Annotated in this window: 14 protein-coding genes; 11 read left to right on the forward strand and 3 right to left on the reverse strand. The window is 40.8% G+C overall.

Translation table 11 applies throughout. The annotated features are described in order from the left end of the window. Window positions 1–51: 51 nt before the first annotated feature. From LBQ60_18875 to LBQ60_18885, 3 genes are all read left to right on the forward strand, one after another. Window positions 52–825 carry a hypothetical protein gene (locus LBQ60_18875; protein MDR2039991.1) on the forward strand — a complete coding sequence of 258 codons (774 nt, stop codon included), beginning with the start codon at window positions 52–54 and terminating at the stop codon, window positions 823–825. A 49-nt stretch (window positions 826–874) separates the two neighbouring features. Next, entirely contained in the window at window positions 875–3,604 is a 2,730-nt protein-coding gene (gene ppdK / locus LBQ60_18880; GenBank protein ID MDR2039992.1) for a pyruvate, phosphate dikinase, read from the forward strand. Between the two features lie 104 nt (window positions 3,605–3,708). Beyond that, window positions 3,709–5,034 carry an outer membrane protein assembly factor gene (locus LBQ60_18885; protein MDR2039993.1) on the forward strand — a complete coding sequence of 442 codons (1,326 nt, stop codon included), beginning with the start codon at window positions 3,709–3,711 and terminating at the stop codon, window positions 5,032–5,034. Between the two features lie 102 nt (window positions 5,035–5,136). Here LBQ60_18885 and LBQ60_18890 read toward each other — a convergent pair whose 3' ends face one another. After that, window positions 5,137–6,846, reverse strand: coding sequence for a hypothetical protein (locus tag LBQ60_18890; GenBank protein MDR2039994.1), 1,710 nt, complete (start codon window positions 6,844–6,846; stop codon window positions 5,137–5,139). Window positions 6,847–6,889: 43 nt separating this feature from the next. Beyond that, window positions 6,890–8,557 carry a TldD/PmbA family protein gene (locus tag LBQ60_18895; GenBank protein ID MDR2039995.1) on the reverse strand — a complete coding sequence of 556 codons (1,668 nt, stop codon included), beginning with the start codon at window positions 8,555–8,557 and terminating at the stop codon, window positions 6,890–6,892. A gap of 305 nt (window positions 8,558–8,862) precedes the next feature. Between LBQ60_18895 and LBQ60_18900 the strand changes: the two genes are divergently transcribed. The 6 genes from LBQ60_18900 (at window position 8,863) to LBQ60_18925 (ending at window position 17,420) form a co-directional block, all read left to right on the forward strand. Then, entirely contained in the window at window positions 8,863–9,738 is an 876-nt protein-coding gene (locus LBQ60_18900; protein MDR2039996.1) for a helix-turn-helix transcriptional regulator, read from the forward strand. Window positions 9,739–10,029: 291 nt separating this feature from the next. Beyond that, complete coding sequence (locus LBQ60_18905) at window positions 10,030–10,614, forward strand: DUF3575 domain-containing protein (protein MDR2039997.1); 585 nt, start codon at window positions 10,030–10,032, stop codon at window positions 10,612–10,614. 4 nt (window positions 10,615–10,618) lie between these two features. Then, window positions 10,619–11,692 (forward strand): hypothetical protein, encoded by a 1,074-nt coding sequence (locus LBQ60_18910; GenBank protein ID MDR2039998.1) that lies wholly within the window; start codon window positions 10,619–10,621, stop codon window positions 11,690–11,692. Window positions 11,693–11,800: 108 nt separating this feature from the next. After that, on the forward strand, window positions 11,801–13,099 hold the full coding sequence (locus LBQ60_18915) for an Mfa1 family fimbria major subunit (GenBank protein ID MDR2039999.1): 1,299 nt from the start codon (window positions 11,801–11,803) through the stop codon (window positions 13,097–13,099). 69 nt (window positions 13,100–13,168) lie between these two features. Further along, complete coding sequence (locus tag LBQ60_18920) at window positions 13,169–14,116, forward strand: FimB/Mfa2 family fimbrial subunit (GenBank protein MDR2040000.1); 948 nt, start codon at window positions 13,169–13,171, stop codon at window positions 14,114–14,116. A gap of 28 nt (window positions 14,117–14,144) precedes the next feature. Continuing rightward, complete coding sequence (locus tag LBQ60_18925; GenBank protein MDR2040001.1) at window positions 14,145–17,420, forward strand: hypothetical protein; 3,276 nt, start codon at window positions 14,145–14,147, stop codon at window positions 17,418–17,420. Between the two features lie 81 nt (window positions 17,421–17,501). Here LBQ60_18925 and LBQ60_18930 read toward each other — a convergent pair whose 3' ends face one another. Then, window positions 17,502–17,942, reverse strand: a complete 441-nt coding sequence (locus tag LBQ60_18930) for a hypothetical protein (protein ID MDR2040002.1) — start codon at window positions 17,940–17,942, stop codon at window positions 17,502–17,504. Between the two features lie 605 nt (window positions 17,943–18,547). Between LBQ60_18930 and LBQ60_18935 the strand changes: the two genes are divergently transcribed. Together LBQ60_18935 and LBQ60_18940 are read left to right on the forward strand one after the other, a co-directional pair. After that, on the forward strand, window positions 18,548–18,691 hold the full coding sequence (locus LBQ60_18935) for a hypothetical protein (protein MDR2040003.1): 144 nt from the start codon (window positions 18,548–18,550) through the stop codon (window positions 18,689–18,691). Between the two features lie 343 nt (window positions 18,692–19,034). After that, window positions 19,035–22,154 (forward strand): TonB-dependent receptor, encoded by a 3,120-nt coding sequence (locus LBQ60_18940; protein MDR2040004.1) that lies wholly within the window; start codon window positions 19,035–19,037, stop codon window positions 22,152–22,154. The last annotated feature ends 6 nt before the right edge of the window (window positions 22,155–22,160 follow it).

The following is a 22,160-nucleotide window of genomic DNA, read 5'->3' on the forward strand; positions in this document are numbered from 1 at the left end:
TAAAAAATGACATTTAAATATATGTTTTTTATTGATAAAAATCAAAAAAATATGCAAAAACTATTATTTATTTTTACAACGGTTTTGTTTTTCCAATTATTGCCGACAAAAGCCCAGACTTATTTTGTACCTACTGCTCCGGGTACCACCTTGTTGTATAAAAATTATGACAGTAAAGGAAAGCCTGTAAAAGTCGATAAAAAAGATGACTGGCAGACCCAGACGGTGGAAAAAACAGAAAAAAGCGGAGATACCACTATTGTATATATTGCGGTCGATGGAGCAGCTTTTCAGACTGCAGACGCCAAAAGTAACGCAATGATAGAATCCATAAAAAAACTAAAATTTAAAATTACGAAAGATTCTGTTTACTTTTCTATAGACCCGTTTTTTGCGGCTATGGGTAATATGGTTTCCGGAGCGTCGGGGGGACAGGCAGAAATGAATGTGAAATCGAAGCTGAAAGGGCCTGTTTTTCCGGTAAATCTAAAGCCGGGAGATAAGCTGGATGATTTTATATCCGGATATATAGAATATTCAACGAGCGCAGCCGGTATGAACTTTTCATTCACATCCGTCACTACTGAAAAAGACAGGATCATTGAGGGTGAAGAGAATGTAACCACACCTGCAGGGACTTTTAAATGCTATAAATATCGGCATACCAGCACTTTTGAAATGAAAGGTTCCATGATGAACCAGAAACAGACTACAAAAAATATTACCTGGATGAATCCGGAGGTCGGAATTGTAAAAAGTGAAAACTATAACGATAAGGGTAAATTGGAAAGCCGTCAGGTATTGGAAAAAATCGAGAAAAAATAGAATTATTCCAACAATAAACAAGATCATAAATTTAATTTTTTAATCATCCATGTCAAAAGAAAAACATGTTTATTTCTTCGGTAATAAAACAGCCGAAGGCAACGGATCAATGAAGGAATTACTGGGAGGCAAAGGCGCCAACCTTGCCGATATGAACCTTATCGGAATACCAGTTCCTCCGGGATTCACCATCACCACAGAAGTATGTACTCAATATTATAAAGTCGGTCGCGAGGAAGTCATTCAGCTGATCAAAGCTGAAGTGGAAGAAGCCATGGGAAAAGTGGAATCAGCAGTAGGTGGTCCTAAGTTTGCGGACAACAAGAATCCGTTGCTGGTATCCGTACGTTCCGGAGCACGCGCGTCTATGCCGGGAATGATGGATACCATCCTCAATCTGGGATTGAATGATGAGGCTGTTGAAGTCGTTGCTGCTAAAAGCGGAAATCCAAGGTTTGCATGGGATTCATACCGTCGTTTCGTACAAATGTACGGCGATGTGGTGCTTGACCTGAAACCGGTATCCAAGGAAGATCATGACCCGTTTGAAGAAATCATTGACGAAATGAAAAAAGAGAAAGGGGTGGAGCTGGATACGGATCTTACTACCGATGATTTGAAAGAATTGGTTGTTCGTTTCAAAAAAGCAGTTAAAGAAAAAACAGGAAAAGATTTTCCGACTTCTCCATGGGAACAGTTATGGGGTGCGGTGATGGCTGTTTTCGGTAGCTGGATGAATGATCGTGCCATACTTTACCGTAAACTGAACCAGATACCTGCAGAATGGGGTACAGCTGTTAACGTACAGGCCATGGTGTTCGGAAATATGGGTGAGAATTCAGCCACTGGTGTTGCTTTTACACGTGATGCCGGAACAGGAGAAGCTTTATTTAACGGGGAATACCTGATCAATGCGCAGGGTGAAGATGTTGTTGCCGGTATCCGGACACCCCAGCAGATCACTAAAATAGGCTCACAACGTTGGGCAAAACTGACCAGTGTGCCGGAAAATGAGCGGGCTGCTAAATATCCTTCCCTGGAGGAAGCAATGCCAGTTGTATACAAGGAATTGTTCGATACCCAGAAGCATCTCGAGACACATTATAAAGATATGCAGGATATAGAGTTTACCATTCAGGATGGTAAGCTATGGATGTTACAGACACGGAATGGTAAACGTACCGGAGCTGCCATGGTAAAAATAGCCATGGATATGTTCCGTGAAGGTATGATTGATGAAAAGACAGCATTATTGCGTTGTGAAGCACAAAAATTAGACGAATTGTTACACCCTGTTTTTGATGTTGACGCACTTTCCAAAGCAAATGTCATTGCCCAGGGGTTGCCGGCTTCTCCGGGAGCGGCTACCGGACAGATCGTATTCTTTGCAGAAGATGCAGAAACAGCCGGACATCACCAAAAGACGATCCTCGTACGTATTGAGACTTCTCCGGAAGACCTGAAAGGAATGCATGTTGCGGAAGGTATATTGACTGCACGTGGAGGGATGACTTCTCACGCTGCCGTTGTAGCCCGCGGTATGGGAAAATGTTGTGTGTCAGGTGCCGGTAGTTTGGTGATCGATTATAGAGCCCGGACCATGACCATTGATGGAAAGGTATACAAAGAAGGAGACTGGATTTCTTTGAACGGATCGACCGGTAATGTATACAGCGGTCAGATTAAAACCAAAGATCCGGAATTGAGTGGAGACTTTGCCGAGTTGATGGGACTGGCTAAAAAATATGCACGTCTACAGGTACGTACCAATGCGGATACGCCTCATGACGTAATGGTTGCAAGGGATTTCGGAGCACAGGGTATTGGTCTTTGCCGTACGGAACATATGTTCTTCGAAGGCGAAAAAATCATTCCTATGCGTGAAATGATCCTCGCTGATGATGAATCCGGTCGCCGGAAAGCTCTTGAAAAATTATTGCCCTTACAACGTACTGATTTTGAAGGTATCTTCGAAGCAATGCAAGGATTGCCGGTAACCGTGCGTCTGCTGGATCCGCCATTGCATGAATTTGTCCCTCATGATGAAAAAGGACAGGAAGAAATGGCTAGGGTAATGGGTATCTCAGTACAGAAAGTCAAAGAGAAAGTAGAAGCGTTACATGAATTCAATCCTATGCTTGGACACCGTGGTTGCCGTTTAGGGAATACATATCCTGAAATTACCGAGATGCAAACCCGTGCCATCATAGAGGCTGCTCTGAACCTCAAAAAACGCGGAATCAAAGCAATACCCGAAATTATGGTTCCATTGGTAGGTATCCTTTATGAGCTGAAATTGCAGGAGAAGATCATCCGTGATACAGCCCAGTTGGTTTTTGATGAATATAACGATCATATTGACTTCAAGGTAGGTACCATGATTGAAGTTCCCCGTGCGGCACTTACGGCTAATCGTATTGCTGAGTCTGCTGAGTTTTTCTCATTCGGGACCAATGACCTTACCCAGATGACATTCGGATATTCCCGTGATGATATTGGAAAATTCCTGCCTGTATATCTGGAAAAAGGCATATTGAAACATGACCCATTCCAGATACTGGATCAGAAAGGTGTGGGACAGTTAATCAGTATGGCTACTGTAAACGGTCGTTCTATCCGTCCTGAACTAAAAGTAGGTATCTGCGGAGAACATGGAGGGGAGCCGACATCTGTCGAATTCTGTCACCATATTGGCTTGAATTATGTCAGTTGCTCACCTTACCGTGTGCCTATTGCACGTTTGGCTGCTGCACATGCTGCTATCAAAGGTAATATGTAATCCAGGATATTTTAGCTATTATAAAACCCAACAATTTTGTTAATTGTTGGGTTTTTATTTTTTTTACTTACTAATTTTACCAGATCTAATAAACCTGTTGATCAATGAAACCTTTCCTGAAAATGCTCTTTTTCATACTGTTGTTATTAAGTTGCCTGCATAGAAATGCTTTTACGGCCGATACTACCAAACACATCAAGACCGGGCTGACTTTTGGTGCATTGCCATCCATCGCGTTTGATACTGATATCGGATTCAAATATGGGATACTGACTAATTTTTATCTTTTTGGTGACGGGTCTACTTATCCGAAATATCTTCATTCTTTTTATCTGGAATGGTATCAGACCACTAAGGGGAGTGGATTGTGGCAATTCATTTACGACTCGGATTATTTGATACCAAAGATCCGCTTAACGGCAGAAGTAAGCTATTTTACGGAAAAAGCAATTGATTTTTACGGATTTAATGGTTACCGGGCGTATTACAATCCTGATCTGGAAGACAAAGATCACAGTGATTATATCTCACGTATGTTTTACCGGCATGAAAGGAAGATGCTTCGTATACGTTCCGATTTTCAGGGAAACATTGTGGGTAGAAGATTGCGTTGGATGGCCGGTTTTGAATTCAATAAATTTGACGTGGGTTCAGTAGATATTGATAAACTTAATAAGGGGAAAAAAGATGATGACCGGCTACCTGATGTTCCTTTATTGTACGATCGGTTTGTTGATTGGGGTGTAATTCCGGATAACCAGAAGCGAGGTGATGATCATTACCTGTTAAAATTCGGACTGGTCTATGATACCCGTGACAATGAACCCAATCCGATGAAGGGAATATGGAGTGAAGTGATGTTGCTCACAGCTCCTTCATGGATGGGTAATCCGGCAGGATTCACCAAACTGGCACTTACGCACCGGCAATATTTTACCCTGATTGATGAAGTGCTTAATCTGGCGATCCGGTTGAGCTATCAACCTAAGATAGGTGGAACCATACCTTTTTATATGCTTCCTTATGTGTACAATACCAATATTACCCGTGATGGGTTGGGAGGAGCGAAGACTTTACGTGGAATTTTGAGAAACCGGGTGGTAGGTCAGGACATTTTTTACGGAAATGTGGAGTTGAGATGGAAATTCCTGAGAACCATCCTGTGGAACCAGAATATTTATCTGGCATTATCGGCATTCACCGATTTCGGACAAGTAACCCGCGATTATAAGTTTACCTTTGATCCTGCTCATACAGAGGCTCGTGACTGGTTTGCCGAAGGAGATAGTGAAAAGCTTCATTTAAGCTATGGAGGTGGAATATCCGGTGCTTTGAACCATAATTTCGTAGCGCACATCAATTATGGAATTGCAGCTGATCGTCGTGACGGAAAATCAGGGTTATATATCGGATTAAATTATTTGTTCTGAGATCTGTTTGTATCTACAAATTCTTCAAGTGTAGGTCATGTTCTTTTATAAAAATACGCCCTATAAGAAATTTTATAGGGCGTATTTTTATTTTATTGTATTTCATTTACTGATAGCAACCGGTTGGGGAACCACGAACGGAGTCTCAAATGTGATATTGTTGTTTCTTGTTATCTCCAATTCTTCAAATAAGATACCATCAGGAACAACATAAGTAGCCAGCGAACCGAAATTGGCTGTGTGTCGCACATAGTTCTCTTTTGCGGCACCTAACACCCTTTTGAATGATTTTAACGTAAAATCTTCAAATTTAGCTCCTCTGACAAGTTCTTCGCGTCCGTCGGCAACATAAACTTTATAGATCATCGTAATATCATTGCCCCACATCCGACGAACAATGTAAGCAAAATCCAGATCTTCTTCCTTTGCGGCATCTAATAATTTCCTTTTTAAGTCTTCTTTGGAATAGGTATCATTGGAAGTCACTAATATATTTCCGGGAGCAATCTGAGGACTCATATTGTTATAATTGAACCTGTAGTGTCCATTGGAAGCCGGTACCCTTTTAGTAGGGGTCCTTCTGTTTAACATAGATTTAAGTACTCCATTCTCTATCAGGAAAAACTCTTTTTCAGGTACAGCTCCTTCGAAATCAACCGGATAATATCCTTCCAGTTTAATTCCGTTGTATTCCTGAGTTCCGGTTAGGGATTTAATCGACAGGCTACGGGATATGACTTTCTTGTTCATCATCATTTCCAGGTTATTTGGATTAAGTCTGTAATTTCCGCGAAACCTGTTTCTTACGTTATCACTTGCAACAGGTTTGGTTTTGGCACAAAGTGATTGCTGGTGCATGAACTTATCCTGAACAGCTTCTACCGCAGCCTGATCTTCGAATAAAACGGGCCCGCTATATGCATCATCTGCCATAGGAGCATTCAACAATTGCAGGAAGTTAGCGATAAAAGCTTCACAGTTTTTGGTGAAATCGTCAACATTCGGCATTTGTTCAAATGTAGGATATTCTATATATAAATTATCATATAGGTTTTGTCCGTCCTTTGTCATTGCTTCTACATGTAGGTGTAACCTGTAATAAGGTACAGGTATTGCATACTGGCTATTATCCGTATTATAATAATAGAGCATCGTATTCCTGTTGTACAAAGATATATTGGACCTGGTCAGCTCGGGGTATTTATTGAGAACGGTAGAAGCTTTTCTTACATAGTCTTCCCAATATTTTTTATCCTGGTTTACATCTGCAGGTTTTAGGAAAATATCTACCGGATCGATTTTTTCGAAATCAATCACCGCCAGCTCTTCTTCAGTCATATTTTGTTGCCGCATGGTGGCTATCTTGGCTTCGTATTTTTCAGCCGCATCTTTATATAAACCATCCAGATCCATCCAGATCCTTGTTGCTATTCCTATCGGGTCATTTTCTAAGCTAACGCTCCTGGGATAAAAACCATAGCCGTACATGGAATTCATATCAAGAAATTCTGAATTATTCCTTGCATAGCTTCCTACCAATAATGTAGGATATCCCACTCTCTGTGATGATTGGGAAGAGTTGATCAATGCGCCGAGCGATGCATTGACATTTAGGTGCTTGGAGTCAATTAAGGTATAGCCGATAAAAAATGACGGTTGAAGCTTATCAATTTTTAGTTCGGCCTTATTTCTGTCTACTTCTTTCTTTATAAAAGAAATGATCGTTTTTGCATCTTGGGCATTCACTATATGTACACTACATATAAATATGATTGCTAAGATAAAATTACGGAATATATATGTGATTTTCATTGGTATACAAATTAATATTAAGATATATTTTGTTACATTTGTTTTAAGGACGTTCTAATATGGGTGGTTGTGACTGTGACTTTGGTTTCTTTTGTGTTTCCACCATTTTTACAAATAGGGTGGGAGATACACAAGATACTGGGATTGAACCCGATTCCGCTCCACAATAACCATTGAAAGCATCATATTCTTTACCGCAGGCTTCAATCTGGGAGAACATGGATAAAGGAGTACCTACCAGGTCGACACCCCTGACCAGCTCATCCGGTCTTCCGTCCACATATATCCTGTAAACAACCAGAGGGGTAACATTAAAGGCATTCGGCATATATCTTCCCGTAGTGGTGAATCCTCCGGATACCTTATCAAATAAGTAACCAAATTCCTTGTTTTCCTTTTTAGCCTGTTCGATCAGCATAGTCCGTAATTCTTTTTCCGTTTTTGGATTTTTGGATTCAATGATCATGTTCGATTGGCGGGTGACACAATTATAATAAATCATGGCCCGTCCGTGTCCGTTCGAATTTGAGAACCCGTCAATAGGAGTCCGGCTCATCAAAAATGATTTCAGGATACCATTATCTACGATCGTTACCTTTTGTCCCCGGATGCCCTCGTCATCGAAGACATAACTTCCATTCAACGGAATACCCTTATATTTTTTCAGTTGCGGGTCAAAAATAACGGAGAAATCTGCAGGTAAAACCAGTTCACCTACTTTTTTCTTGAATGTCTGTGCGTCAGACTCCTGTTTTAACCTGGCTCCTTCGATCCTATGCCCGAAAATTTCATGGAAAAATACACCGGATGCCTCGGCTGTCATTAACGCAGGTCCGGAGTATGATTCTGCGATGGGGGCTTTTCTCAGTGCGGAAATCAGTTTACTCATTTCGCGCGCATCTTCGATGATTTTTGCATCGGATGGGAGATCTTTTGGGTCCAGTGCAAAATAAGATTGATATAATGGCAGGTTCATCCCGTCTTCTGCTGTGGTAGAAGCATTAACATATATCCTATAAGCATACGCATTTTGTGTGATTTCCGCACCATCTGTGTCTACAAAATATTTTCTTACCAGTTCGACGCTAATTCCCGAAGATGCAGATAACACATCTTTATTTTCAGAGAAGACCTCACTGTATTTTTTTATTTTCTTTTCCCAGGCAGCCACATCAAACTTCAGGTCTTTTATTTTCATTGGCTTTTCATAATATTTTTCAGCCTTTTCCTTTGAAAAATCATCTGATTTATCTTCCGCTGCAACTTTTACGGCAACATTGGCTTTTACGTTTTCGTATTGTTTTACCGAACCTTTATAAAGTTGATCTGTTTTGAGCCATAATGCTTTTTGTATGGCCAGCGGATCATCGTCCAAAGACATTGTATTGTAGCTGTATGCAGATGAGTATCCGCCATCTGATGAGACATTCTTGGTATTATCCAATGTATGGTCGCCCACCCTCACTGACACATGAAATAGTCGCTGATGGCTGGGTTCACTATATGTCAGATCTCCAAAAGAGGCATTGATACTATAGCTTTCCGCATCCTGAACCCTGTAACTGATGTAGTAAGCCGGAACGGGTTGCGCTTTTAACGATGCAAAATTTCGGTCGACCTCATTTTTCAGGATGCCAAGTAACTTATCCTGAGAGAATGTTATTTGTATTACTGTAACGAATAACAACAAGATGAATATTGTTCTTTTCATGTTATAAAGATTAATGGTTAAAAGGATACTCCCTATGGCAAATATAATTATATTTTCGTAAAATGCAATTTACGAAAGAAGTATTTCCAAATGATTAGAGTGTTTTGTATTTTTCAGTTTGCTGTCTTTTTAGCATAAGAATGTTATATTTGCAGACATAAGGATTTCATAAAATACCGTTTTGCCTGATCATCCTGATAGGGTAAATGTAATTTGTTCATTTATTGTGCAATCTTTATCTAAAGAAGTCATCGAAACAAATAATAGATTGATATACCAACATCAAATACGATTAATTAGCCAACATGCCACACGAAATTAACCTGGATAGCCATAAAGGATGTAAATATTATTTTTCAGAGAATCATACCCGGTTCATATTGACTGATATTAAATCTTCAGAAACAATGACCCTTGAGTATAAGGAATATAATCATATCATTGTTATTCTTAAAGGCAGTTTACTGATCGAGTATGATGAATTTGTCAATACTAAGTTTCCGGAAGGAGAAATTGTGTTTGTCCCGGCTTATTCAAGATCACATATTGAAGCAATTGAAGAATCAAGGGTCCTGATCGGGACATTCGATATGCCCGATGATATCTGTATCACAAAGTCAATGGAGATGCTTTGGGAGCTTCGTTCAAAAATGGAATACAAGTTTGCATCTGTTCCTATCAAACCGCCAATGCAGCAATACCTGGACCTGTTGATCATGTACATCGAGAGTGGTATGCAGTGTGCCCATCTGCATGAAATAAAAGAACGGGAACTGTTTTTGGTACTCAGGTGGTTTTATACCAATGAAGAATTTGTCCGGTTATTTTATCTGATTATAGGTAAGGCGCTTGATTTTAGAACGTTGGTAATAAAAAATTATGACAAAGTAAAAAACATAGAAGAACTGGCAAAGGAGATAGGCATGAGCCGGTCAAATTTTGACGCCAAATTTAAAAAGGTTTTCGGGATGCCCCCCAAACAATGGGTTTTACAACGTAAGGCCAGAAGTATCAGGTATTACATTTCCAAACCGAATGTTACCATCAGTGATGTCATAAGAAAATACAACTTTGAATCATTTACCCATTTTAACCGTTTTTCCAGGCAACAATTCGGAATGACACCATCGGAATTGATGAAAGCAAAAGAAGACAATCCGGAAGAACCGGATAAGCAATAATTTTGTGATTCGAATTATATACTAAACTACTACCATAAACGGAAATATTACTTTCCTTATTATTTATATCTAGCCACATAGTGGTTGTTTTATTTTCTATAAACGAGTCATTTCAGTATAAAGGTTTTTAAAATCAAAATTTTAAATCCGGAACCCGGAATTTTGGATATTGACCTTTAAGGATGAGAATTCCTGTATAGTGAAAAATGTAAACTAAATCAGGAAATGTGAAAACTAAACTGCTAATAACCAGCATGTTTTTTGTAAATAAAACATAGATAAATGATTAAGATGAAGAGAATATTATTAGTGATATTTGTTTTAACCACAACCATTCACTGTATATCCGCTCAGGATATGATGTTGAAAACAAACCTTCTTTATGCCGGGGCAACATTCACCCCCAATATTGGTGCCGAAATACGGTTAAACAGCAATTTTACCCTTGATTTAAACGGGGCATACAATCCCTGGAATCTGAAAGGAAGCGCAGAGAGTAACAAAAAACTTGTCCACTGGATGGCACAAGCTGAGTTGCGGTATTATACCTGTCGTAGTTTCGATGGACATTTCTTTGGTGTACATCTTCTTGCTTCACAATATAATATCATCCAGAGGAATCTTGATTTTATACTGGGAAACGATTCAGAAAAATATCGTTTTCAGGGTTATGGCATAGGAGCAGGATTATCGTATGGCTACCAATGGGTATTAAGTAAAAACTGGAGCCTGGAGGCCACCGTAGGAATAGGTGCCATGTACCTTGACTTTGATAAATACGAATGCCGGACATGTGGAAAACAGGAAGGTTCGGAAACGAAAATTTACCTGGGGCCCACCCGGCTAGGCATAAACCTGATTTATTACATCCGATAATAAAATGAAAAAGAAAATTATATTTCACTTATCCTTATTATTAATCATCTTACCGAATTTAGTTGCACAGGATAATGATCCAGTCCGTTTTTCCAAAATTCAACTCGAAAAAAAAGGCAATCGGGTATTTTTAACACTGGATATATCTGTCGAACGAAATCAGCCCAGGGAATACCGGTTAATTACCCCGGGCATTGAAGGTGGCTCCAGTTCAATGGCTTTTAAACCTATTGTTATTGAAAGCCGCCATGCGCAAATGATTGGTTTGCGCAATGCCAAAAGAATGAAAACCAAGCAGGCGGATACATACCAAAAGGGTAATTCTTTTACATATACCGACACTATTTTGTATAAAGACTGGATGGATGGCGGGAAATTTTATCTCAATGTTACCGACAGCTTTTGTTGTAAGATCAAAAAATCATATACCATAGTTAAAATAGATCCGGTCACATTTAAAAATAACCTCGTTCCGGTTGTCAAAGAAGTAAAAATAAGTGCAGAAAAGAACATTACCATAGAAAATAGTATTACCAATGATGAACAGGTGGTCTATTTCGCACAAGGTAAAGCCAGCCTGGATACTCAGTTATCCGATGATCCCAGCTATCTCAATGAATTGTATGATACTCTCAGAAGTATTATATCCACTTCTGGTAATAAACTGATCAGCATAGAAATTACCAGTTATGCCTCACCCGAAGGGAATTATCAGGATAATATGCAATTGAGTTGCGATCGGGCACGCAGTCTTAAAGATTTTCTTCTGGAAAAAGTTCCGGTCTTGAATGACAGCTTATTTCTGTTAAACTGTAAAGGTGAAAACTGGGAAGGTTTACAGGATCTGGTGCATCAGTCGGATATGCCATACCGGGATGAAGTGCTCGAAATTATTGCCAATACCACAATGGATGATGGTGGCGTGTCACGGAAAAATGAACTTCGGAAATTGAAAAACGGCACGATCTACAAATACATGCTGGAACATTTCTATCCTAAATTGAGGAATGCCCGGGATATTACCATTAAATATTTTTCTACCGGCAATGAAAATATTCAAGATAGTCCGGAAAAGTAAAAATGTAAACAGAATTGTGAAATGTGTAAATTAAACTACTGAAAATCAGTACGAAAATTGTAGTAATATGAATGAGTTTTTAAATCAATAATTAGATAAATAAATTAAATGAAAAAAGTAAACTTTTTAATCCTGGCCTTAACAGCCTTCATTTTCTTTTCCTGTTCAAAGGATGACAAGGCAAATGATCCTTTTATTCAAGGACAGGAAACCCATTCGGCAGTTTCCTTGTCGTTTCCTAAAACTATGCTGAAGAGCGCTGATGAGGGTGCGGCAAATACGGTTGAAGCAGAAGTAACAACTGTTGCCGTATATATAGTAGACGATATCAATGGTATGATGCATAAAGGTGTATTCAACAATACACAATTTGTCGAACAAAACGGCAAATACGCACTTACTTCGGCTATCAAAACCACGACAGGAGATAAGAAAATATATGTGGTATTGAATCCGGGTGCAACACTTCAAACGAACATTGATAACATGAAAGGTGGTATCTTTGGTGACATTGCGCTCGACGGCACAGCCGCGAATTATGTAACTGCTTCAGATCTGGTGATGGCAAGTACGGCGGCAGCTTCCAAAACCCTTACCGTGCAGACCGAAGCCGAAGCCCTGGCAGATCCCCTGGCTATTACTGTACAACGTAATACGGCAAAGGTAGCTGTTAAGGAAAAATCCGCATCCACGCCGGTTATTGGCGGAAGTATTGCCAATCTGGAATTTGCCATGCTTGTTGAAGCCAAGAAATCATATCTGGTTCAACAAGGAGGTAACACGCTGGGTACGGTAATTACCCCCGGCCGGAATATTTCGCCTCTTACTGCCGATAATGACTATTTCACCAAGTTGTCTACGCCTTCAACATGGAAGAGCGTAAATACCAACTCCGTTGAAAATAAAGATTTAGCCGGATATTATGTCCTGGAAAATGTGAATGTCAGTAATGTAACAGGTAACACCACAGCAGCCATTATTAAAGGGCAATATACGCCGACAGCCAATACTGTGGTTGTTGCTTACGCAGCAAACGGCACACGTACCATCGGTTCTATTTCAGCAGGTGAATCATTCTATGTAAAGAAGTCAGATAACACTTTCTGGAGTGAAAGTGCTTACGCTGATGCTCTTAATAACGGACTCACAGCAGGTCATTTCTCAAAGAAATACGATAATGGTACGGGATACTATCGTATCTGGGTTCAGGATGCAGACGGTAACCGCGGGGTATTACGTAATAATTATTATGTACTTAATGTCACTAAGATCTCGGGTCCCGGACTGCCTTCCGTACCCGGTGTGGATCCGGAAGACCCCAACCTGCCTATTGAGGAAGATACATATATTTCTGTAGAAGTAACCATTCTTCCCTGGAATGTAGAATCATCAGATCACGAACTTTAAACCAAACCTCCATGTGTATCGGGAGTGTAAAAAGCTCCCGGTATTTTTAATCATCCGGAAATATAATAAATGAATAAAATAAATCATATAAGACTGATTGTAATACTGCTCTGCAGCATTACATTGCCTGGATGTATTAAGGAAGATTTGGCCGATTGCCCGGTAGATCAGGATATTTCCCACTATCTGACGTTCGAATACACCAAAAATACTGACTTTGTCGACAAATTTGCCGATGCAGTCGCTACGCTCGATGTATTTGTTTTCGACAGCGACGGTATATTGACCGGAATACTGTCGGAAGAAGGGACTCCGTTGAAAAACGGAAACTACCGAATGATACTGGATCTTCCCGACGGTACTTATACCTTCATCATTTGGGGTGGTTCCCGGAAATCCTATCAGATATCCCAAGCAACGGATCATTACAGGTCGATGATCGGTTCGGCCCGGCTCGATCAACTGAGATTAGCCCTGAATAATAATTGTACTTTCGAAAATACAGATGACCTGTTTCACGGGATTGCACAAAATGTGTTTATCCACTCAGAACAATCATCACACACACATATCAGCTTAACAAAAAATACCAATATCATCAATGCCAAAGTTTATGGTATTTCCAATCTGGCGAACGCCGGGAACAGTATGGATGTTATTTGTTCCGCCGCAAACGGCGAATTGAATTTTGATAACTCTATCAGCAATCCTGAATCGTTGATTCAATATATACCTGTTCAAACTGAAACCAAAGGTGAGTTAAAGGTCGGTTTTAAAACCCTCAGGTTATTAACAGGAATGAAATCCGCCTTTACCATCCGCAATACAAACAGTAATGAAGAAATTTTCAACCATAGTTTAATAGAATTAATTAAGTTATTGCCAGACATACACACAGATGAAGATCTTGACAGGAACGATGTATACGATGTAGAGATCTATTTTGATACAAATTTGTCGGCATCCGTTACGATTAACGGCTATCTGGTAATCAGCAGTGATCAGGAAATCCAGTAATATTATCTTATACCGAGTTAAATAAACCATGAAAACCATAAAAAACATACTTATCATATTGTCCGGAATCTTTCTTTCTGCCTGTCATGAAGAACTGGGATACGATGATGTTCCTGCTCCTTCCTCCGGCGGAAATTCGGTTGAAGTGACCGTGCGGCTGAATACACCCAGCGGTTTCCCTTCCCGGACGCGGGCATTGACCGAAACGCAGGAAAATGAAATACATGATGCATATATTTTCGGATTTAAAACAGGCGTGCTATCCTATGTGAAAACTATAGAAGAAATGACGGATACCGGTAACGGTAAATCTTTCAAAGTAACACTGAGTGCAAGCAAAGATGCAGCCGATACTTACAAATTAATGATCCTGGCCAATGCCGGTGACCATATACTTTCTCTGGCTGGAAATGATCTTAAAGGATTGAACGGAAAAACATACAACGAAGTCCAACAGGCACTGTTGGAAGACGGTATCAGCGAAGCGATGTTTACATCCGGCGGGTCGGTAGTGATGTGGGGTGAATTACCTTACGAAGAGATTAAAAGTACGAACAAAACCTTTTCGGTTTCACTGGTACGTTCCATTGCCCGTATTGATGTAGGGGTAGGAGCCACTGGTTTCGATGCAGGAAGTAAACTCGCCACATGGGGCGGATTGTCCGATTTCGTCCTTGAAGAGGTCTATCTGTATAAACCGAATAATGCTTATTATTTTGTGCCTCAGACGGGCCATTTCGATGAAATGAATAAAGTCACAGTTCTACCTTCACCTGTAGGTTCACAGCTTTCCTCTCCGCTTATTTACGCCGTATCAGATGGAAAGAGCCTTGTACGAAATATATACACGGTGGAGTCAGACATCAGGATCGAAAGCAATGCTGCATCTGGAGACAAGAACCATACCAACAGGGCGGCTATTGTGGTGAAGGGATCATACAAGGGGAATCCTTCGAGTTATTACAGGCTTGACTTCATCAACAGCAGCAGGGAATTGATCAATATTCTCCGGAACCATTTATACCAGTTCAATATCAAAAGCGTATCCGGAAACGGATTCGAAGACCCTGACGAAGCTTATACTTCACTGGCGGTAAATATGGATGTGGAAGTGATCGACTGGAATGACGGCGATATCGGTGATATTGTTTTCGACGGACAATACATGCTGGGAGTGAGTAAAGGACAGTTTATGTTATCCAAGGAACAAAGGACAGCCTCAGATACGGATAACCGGATGTCGGTAATTACCGATGTGCCCGGCGGATGGACCATAGAAAGTATTGACGATGCGCAGGGAGATACTGAAACAGTATCGTGGTTGACGGTAAGCCGGAAATCAGGACCTGCAAATTCCAAAGTTATCGTCAGCATTCTCACCGAAGAAAACACATTTTCGGAAAACCGTACCGGATATATACATATCAAAGCCGGTCGATTGAGTTACAAAGTGGAAGTCATTCAGACACATCAGTCTAAAATAGATCTACGTATTATGGATGAGTCTGGTATTGATGTCAGCGAATTATTATTTCATTCAAATGTTGGAGGGACCGTTCCGGCACAATTGCTGAACGTAAACTGGTTACCCCAGAGCACCGTGATGTACGTTATGGCAGCTTCTGTAAATGGTATCCCCGCCTTTGATTTTGGAACCGGTGATGCGATTATTTCCGGCCCGGTAGTAGGTATAAACGGTCAGAAATTTTATACCATACAGCCATCGGCAATGACTCAGGTTGAAATAGACAACGACCCGTTCATGGAAAAAATGTTAAAAGTCGATTTTACGGTGGCCCATGAAATAGAGTATATTACCAAAACTTTATTCCTGTTGCAAAGGAATTATGCTGCCGTACCCAAAACAGATGCCGATTATGTGATGGATGGTTCTCAGCAGTATTTTACTATTAATGCCAATGCACCCTGGAGCATTGCAGTTGTGGATGATCCCGGCCTGATACTGACACAATTGGTTACCACCGGAGGCGGAGCCAATATGGATAAACGCGATGAAAAAGTTTATTTTTTACCAATAAAGAGTACAACCGCTTCAGCGGGTGAAGTTTCCCTGGTGATTAAAAGTACGGATTCCCGGTATCCTTTCCCTGATACGCCGGTTAAGATTAGCTTTATCCCGGAAGAAGCCACATATCTGGTGAATTGTGAAAGTGCGGTGGTGAATGGGGTATACGAATCAAATATTCCGGTAACAGGCGCCAACACGATGACCATTGACATTACTGCCGGTTCGCCCGGATCTTATCACATCGTATCCGATGTGGTGGACGGCTTATCATTCGAAGCTTCCGGCGAATTCCTTGAGGCAGGCACGAAAACGGTCACACTTCAGGCAAAAGGTACACCCGTAGGTACCCGTACAAAGGAAATGACGCTGATCATAAATTCCGACGGCAACCAGACCATTGCATGCACTGTCCCTGTGTATATGCTTATTCCCAGAAAATATATCCTGAGTCTTGGATCCAGTGATATGGCGATTCACAGTGCTTTAGGCGTTGGACAAATATTCAGTAACTCAAAAAATTTTGGGCCTAATGCAAGCAGTACATTTAAAACTTACCGTCCCGATATCGTTCCTATACTCCCCGGCTTAGAAACACTGAATGTAGCCGCACTTAAGCCGTATCTCGAACCCCCTACGGGTAAACCTATCGATATTGTGATCATCACATATAATGCCGATCTTTCAGGTACTGATGCAGCGGCTATGTTAAGTAATTATGTGAAAAAAGGTGGAGTAGTGATCATGTTGAATGAACATAATATGGCAACGACCGAGAATATCACCTTCCTCCGGACGTTGTTCGGAAATGCTTCGATAACCGGAACCGATGATGCTGTTGCAGCCGGAACCGTACTTAAATTACCTGAATATAATGATCCGATACTTAACGGACCGTTTGGGGATATAAGAGGGAAATATGTAGGTGAAGATCGTGGATATGCCGATGTACTTACCACATTCCCGGCCGAAGAAATCGAATGGTACATTCCGTCAGTGGATTATAGTGGTACAGGCGGCAACAGCAACCAGATATTTGCTTTCAAAGCCAAAAACTACAATTTCTTCTGGTGTGGCGATGGTGGCTTGCTGTCCAACAACGATACTAATGGATATACTTCCTACCCGGTAACGCTTACGGGCGATAGCCGGCCATCCAACAGGTTATACGGAAGAAACGCATCCAACAGGCAGGTGGTGGATAATGCTACTTTCTTCGCCAACATTATGGCGTGGGCGATGCAACAAGCCGAATTTAACGGCATAAGTACGAGATAATATAGAGTTGGATAGAAGGTAAAGGGTGGGTGCGTTATTTGCACCTGCCCTTTATGATTTCAAGGTTTTTTCAGCAAATCCCTATTTCTTTCTGATGCTCTTGTCTTTTCTTAACGAAGAGTGAAAAACTCCGGTTGACCACAATGTTGCTAAAATCAATAAAGGTTGGAAAAATAACCTGATTAATCTTTTTTGATCGGTATCTAGCCCTAAAGCATCGGTTTCATTAAGATACTGAGCAATATTACCCGGGAAGACAAGGATGTAGAAAACGGCCAGGATGATTCCCATTTCTATTTTTCGTTTACCTGAAAAAAGCATGCCCAGTCCCAACAATAGCTCTACCACTCCTGATAATATTACTACCATGTCTTTGTCCATCGGAACCCAATCGGGTACCTGTGCCTGAAACTCTTTACGCAAAAATGTCAAATGACCGGTAGCTGCCAGGATCATGAATAATCCCAAAGTAATTCTCAGGATATTTTGTAGTGTATTTGTTTTAACTGCATTTCTTTTCATCTTTTTAGACTTTTATTGATATAAGATAGATATAGGGTTTTCACCGGTTTTTTAGGGTAGGTAAATGAGGTTGATTTTTAATAGGTTTTATTTGTTAAGCTCCTGTAATCCGTCAGATTTTGAAAAATTATCGACAACAAATCTACAATTTTTACTCTTAATCACTATCTGGAGATCTACAATTTTTTTCATGCTTTCTGAATAAGTTTTTTGCTTTAAATACCTTTCGATAGAGCAATTTTCATAGATTTTTTGGTTGGTTTATCCGTATTATTTTCTGAAATATTTAAATTTATGAAGAAAATATTGTTTTAGACTTTAGACCTATTTGTTGATATTGATGAAATAAAAATTTCAATCATGGATTAATCCTCTTCGACTAAAATGTTGTTTTACAAAAAGATTTTATAAATGGAAGGAAATTATTGCTTATGCCTGGTAAACATACGTTTATGATATTTGTCATGTTTTATATTAGAGTGATGCAACTATCTTTGTAATGCTTTCTTAAGTGCGGGTTACAGTGGTTTTAAGAGAAAATGGGTAGGATAAAATATTGGCTTGATTCATATCACAAAATTAGTTAGTTCAAGCGGAAAATACTTATGGGCAAGGAAATCGAGTTGGATGAAAAATATATGCATAGTAGTCTCTTAAAGGGCTGTGGCACACCTATTCCAGAGAGAGAGAGAGAGAGAGAGAGAGAGAGAGAGAGAGAGAGAGAGAGAGAGAGAGAGAGAGAGCCATAATGTAGGCATATTATATTTATCATACAAAAAAGGAACGATATTGTTGTGCAATATTGTTCCTTTTTTTATTCCAGATATTACTATTCTGGGTCATAGAATAGCTTTATTCCTAAATTTAATAAATATGAAGGAGGGACGCCTATGAAATAAAAGAGTAAAAAAATGACGGAGAAATGGTTGCAACATCTCTCCGTCGGCAGAGATCAACTTATATCTACAGATACCTGTCGATACTCAACAATATGAATGATTCATCACAAATCATGCCATGCTGGTTTGTATATTCATGAATGCTTGACAGGTTCCAGTGGATTTATACAATAAATATAAATACATCACATTTATGAAATATATTGGAACTATATTTTTAATGTTTTTTTTAACTACTACAACATATGCTCAAATAAAAAGGGTTACAGGGGTAGTGAGGGATGCTACGGATAATAGTACAATGCCTGGCGTCAACGTTGTGGTAAAAGGATCTTCGATCGGAACAGCTACTGATATGAACGGAGAATTTTCCATTAATGCCGGTGCCAACGACACACTTGTTTTTACTTTGGTAGGGAAAAAAACAGAGGAGATCGTTCCCGGCCAGAGAAGCGTATTGGAAGTCTCTTTGGCTGATGATCAATCCCAAATAGAAGAAGTGGTGGTTACCGCTTTCGGTAAAACAAAAAAATCCAGTGTCGCTTCTTCCGTTGAATCGGTAAAGGTTTCCGAATTGCGGATTCCTTCTTCGAACCTTACCGGAGCATTAGCAGGAAGGATTGCCGGTGTTATTTCTTATCAGACAACCGGTGAACCGGGTGCAGATAATGCTCAGTTCTTTGTCCGTGGGGTCAGTTCTTTCGGTTACAAAAGCGATCCGTTGATATTGATCGATGGATTTGAATCTACCAGTGACGACCTTGCGCGTTTACGACCGGATGATATTGAGAGTTTTTCGGTAATGAAGGATGCAGCAGCTACTGTTATGTACGGAGCGAGAAGTGCCAATGGTATCATCTCTGTCACTACCAAGGCAGGCCGTGAAGGTCCGGTAAGGGTCAGTGCCAGGGTAGATGTCAATGTAGCTACACCGACTCAATCTGTCGAATTCCTCGATGGGGTGACCTATATGAGGTTGTACAACGAAGCGCAGATGACCCGTAATCCTGAGTTAGGCGCTTTTTACAGCGAACAAAAGATACAGTCAACCATGCGAGGCGAAAATCCTATGATCTACCCCAATGTGAAATGGTATGACGCTCTTTTTAATAAAGCCACTGTAAATGAAAAAGTCAATCTGAATGTTTCCGGAGGAGGACAGGTGGCTACCTATTATGTAGCCGGAGGATTCGACCATGAAACAGGTTTGTTGAAAGTAGACAAACGTAATAATTTCAATAACAACATCGATATCAAACGTACCCACATCCGGAGTAATGTGATTTTTAAACTGAGTAAAACAACTACTTTGGATACCAGGATTTTTGGCCGTTTCGAACGCTATACCGGTCCTTATGAGTCGGCAGACATCATTTATAATCAGGTGATGCGCTCCAACCCCGTGGATTTTCCGTTTACTTATGAACCGGATGAAGCGAATCAGTATACCGAGCATATTCTTTTCGGAAGTACCTCCATTGGAGGTGGGCTTAAGGTAAACCCTTATGCTACCATGGTGCGCGGATATGAAGACAGGAACGAGACCAGCCTTACTGCACAGGCTTCTTTATTACAGGATTTGAGTTTTCTTGTAGAAGGTTTGAAGATCAGTCTTAAATTTTCCGCTAATACCTGGAGCAAATATTCCAGCCAGAGATTTTACGACCCATATTATTATGCGCTGCAAAGCTACGACCAGATTACCGGGGAATATACCCTTTTTGCATTGAACCCCACCGGGGGGTCTGCTTATTTAGGAGAACTGATTCCGGGTCGCGATGCCAGCGGGCTATATTATTATGAGGCTATTCTCAACTGGAACAGGCTGTTCGGAAAGCATAACGTAGGCGCTACAGTGGTGGGGTTGATGCAGGAAAACCTGCTCACCGGCGGTAACAGCCGCTCTATTTACGAAACCCTGCCCGAAAAAAATATGGGTCTTTCGGGTAAGTTTACTTACGATTTTGCCTCCAGGTACTTTCTTGATTTTACTTTTGGTTTCAACGGTTCGGAGAAATTCTCGGGATCCAATCAATATGGTTTCTTCCCTGCGTTGGCAGGAGCCTGGATGATTTCTAACGAATCTTTCTTTGATCCGCTTAAGAAGACGATCACTTCCCTGAAGCTCAAGGCAAGTGTGGGAAGAGGTGGTAATGACGCCATTGCCGGTAGGTCAGGCCGTTTCTTCTTTTTGTCCGATGTCACCCTTGGCGGCGGCGGATTCCGGTGGGGTAATGATTTTCAGAACTCTTACAGTGGTTACAGTGTAAGCCGTTATGCTAATCCGAACATCACTTGGGAAGTATCCGACCAGTATAATGCAGGGATTGAACTGGGACTGTTCAAAAATGAATCCTTAAAACTTCAATTTGAAGTGTTTAAGGAAGTCCGTTCGAAAATCTATATGACCCGGGATAACTTTCCGAAATCGGCAGGATTGGAGGCATCTATCAGTGGAAATGTAGGTAAAATGCAGAAAGTCGGGTTTGATGGTTCTATCGACTACGAATATCAGTTCACAAGAGATTTCTGGATCACCGGAAGGGCCAATATCACTTATGCCACGAATGAATACCTGGAACTGGATGAAAAGAACTTTCCCGATGAATACCTGAAAAGGAAAGGCCACAGTAAAGATCAGGGTTGGGGTTTAATTGCAGAGCGTCTTTTTGTGGATGAAGCTGAGATCATTTACTCGCCGCGTCAGGACTATGGGGAATATCAGGCCGGTGATATCAAATACAAGGATGTGAACGGCGACGGTGTAGTCAATGATAACGATCGTGTAGCCATGGGATACCCAACCACTCCCGAAATGCAGTATGGTTTCGGTTTATCCATGGGATATAAGCGTTGGGACCTCTCGTTTTTCTTTCAGGGGAATGCAAGGGTATCCATGTTCATTAATTCGGGAGCAAACTGGAATAGTGAGAGGACGAAGCAGGACGGGATCGCGCCTTTTGTGGATCAACGTAACGCCCTGCCTATTATTGCAGATGATTACTGGAGTGAGACCAACCCGAATCCGCATGCTTTCTGGCCGCGTTTGTCCACTACTGTTGTCGATAACAATAACCAACAGTCGTCGTGGTGGTTGCGTGATGCATCATTCCTTCGTCTGAAAACCGTGGAAATAGGCTATAATCTGCCGGGGTGGGAAAAAATTCACCTGCAGATGCTTAGGATATACTTTTCCGCTGAAAATGTGTTTGTTGTTTCTCCATTCAAGCTATGGGACCCCGAAATGGGCAGCAATGGGATAGGCTATCCGCCCAACAGGCGATTCAACGTCGGGATAAAAATAGACTTTTAACCTTTC

Source organism: Bacteroidales bacterium (assembly GCA_031275285.1).
Taxonomy (GTDB): domain Bacteria; phylum Bacteroidota; class Bacteroidia; order Bacteroidales; family UBA4181; genus JAIRLS01.

What these genes read in the sequence shown, in the direction of transcription:
- LBQ60_18875 (MDR2039991.1), top strand. Translation starts at nt 52, where the DNA reads ATGCAAAAACTATTATTTATTTTTACAACGGTTTTGTTTTTCCAATTA.
- ppdK (MDR2039992.1), top strand. Translation starts at nt 875, where the DNA reads ATGTCAAAAGAAAAACATGTTTATTTCTTCGGTAATAAAACAGCCGAA.
- LBQ60_18885 (MDR2039993.1), top strand. Translation starts at nt 3,709, where the DNA reads ATGAAACCTTTCCTGAAAATGCTCTTTTTCATACTGTTGTTATTAAGT.
- LBQ60_18890 (MDR2039994.1), bottom strand. Translation starts at nt 6,846, where the DNA reads ATGAAAATCACATATATATTCCGTAATTTTATCTTAGCAATCATATTT.
- LBQ60_18895 (MDR2039995.1), bottom strand. Translation starts at nt 8,557, where the DNA reads ATGAAAAGAACAATATTCATCTTGTTGTTATTCGTTACAGTAATACAA.
- LBQ60_18900 (MDR2039996.1), top strand. Translation starts at nt 8,863, where the DNA reads ATGCCACACGAAATTAACCTGGATAGCCATAAAGGATGTAAATATTAT.
- LBQ60_18905 (MDR2039997.1), top strand. Translation starts at nt 10,030, where the DNA reads ATGAAGAGAATATTATTAGTGATATTTGTTTTAACCACAACCATTCAC.
- LBQ60_18910 (MDR2039998.1), top strand. Translation starts at nt 10,619, where the DNA reads ATGAAAAAGAAAATTATATTTCACTTATCCTTATTATTAATCATCTTA.
- LBQ60_18915 (MDR2039999.1), top strand. Translation starts at nt 11,801, where the DNA reads ATGAAAAAAGTAAACTTTTTAATCCTGGCCTTAACAGCCTTCATTTTC.
- LBQ60_18920 (MDR2040000.1), top strand. Translation starts at nt 13,169, where the DNA reads ATGAATAAAATAAATCATATAAGACTGATTGTAATACTGCTCTGCAGC.
- LBQ60_18925 (MDR2040001.1), top strand. Translation starts at nt 14,145, where the DNA reads ATGAAAACCATAAAAAACATACTTATCATATTGTCCGGAATCTTTCTT.
- LBQ60_18930 (MDR2040002.1), bottom strand. Translation starts at nt 17,942, where the DNA reads ATGAAAAGAAATGCAGTTAAAACAAATACACTACAAAATATCCTGAGA.
- LBQ60_18935 (MDR2040003.1), top strand. Translation starts at nt 18,548, where the DNA reads ATGGGCAAGGAAATCGAGTTGGATGAAAAATATATGCATAGTAGTCTC.
- LBQ60_18940 (MDR2040004.1), top strand. Translation starts at nt 19,035, where the DNA reads ATGAAATATATTGGAACTATATTTTTAATGTTTTTTTTAACTACTACA.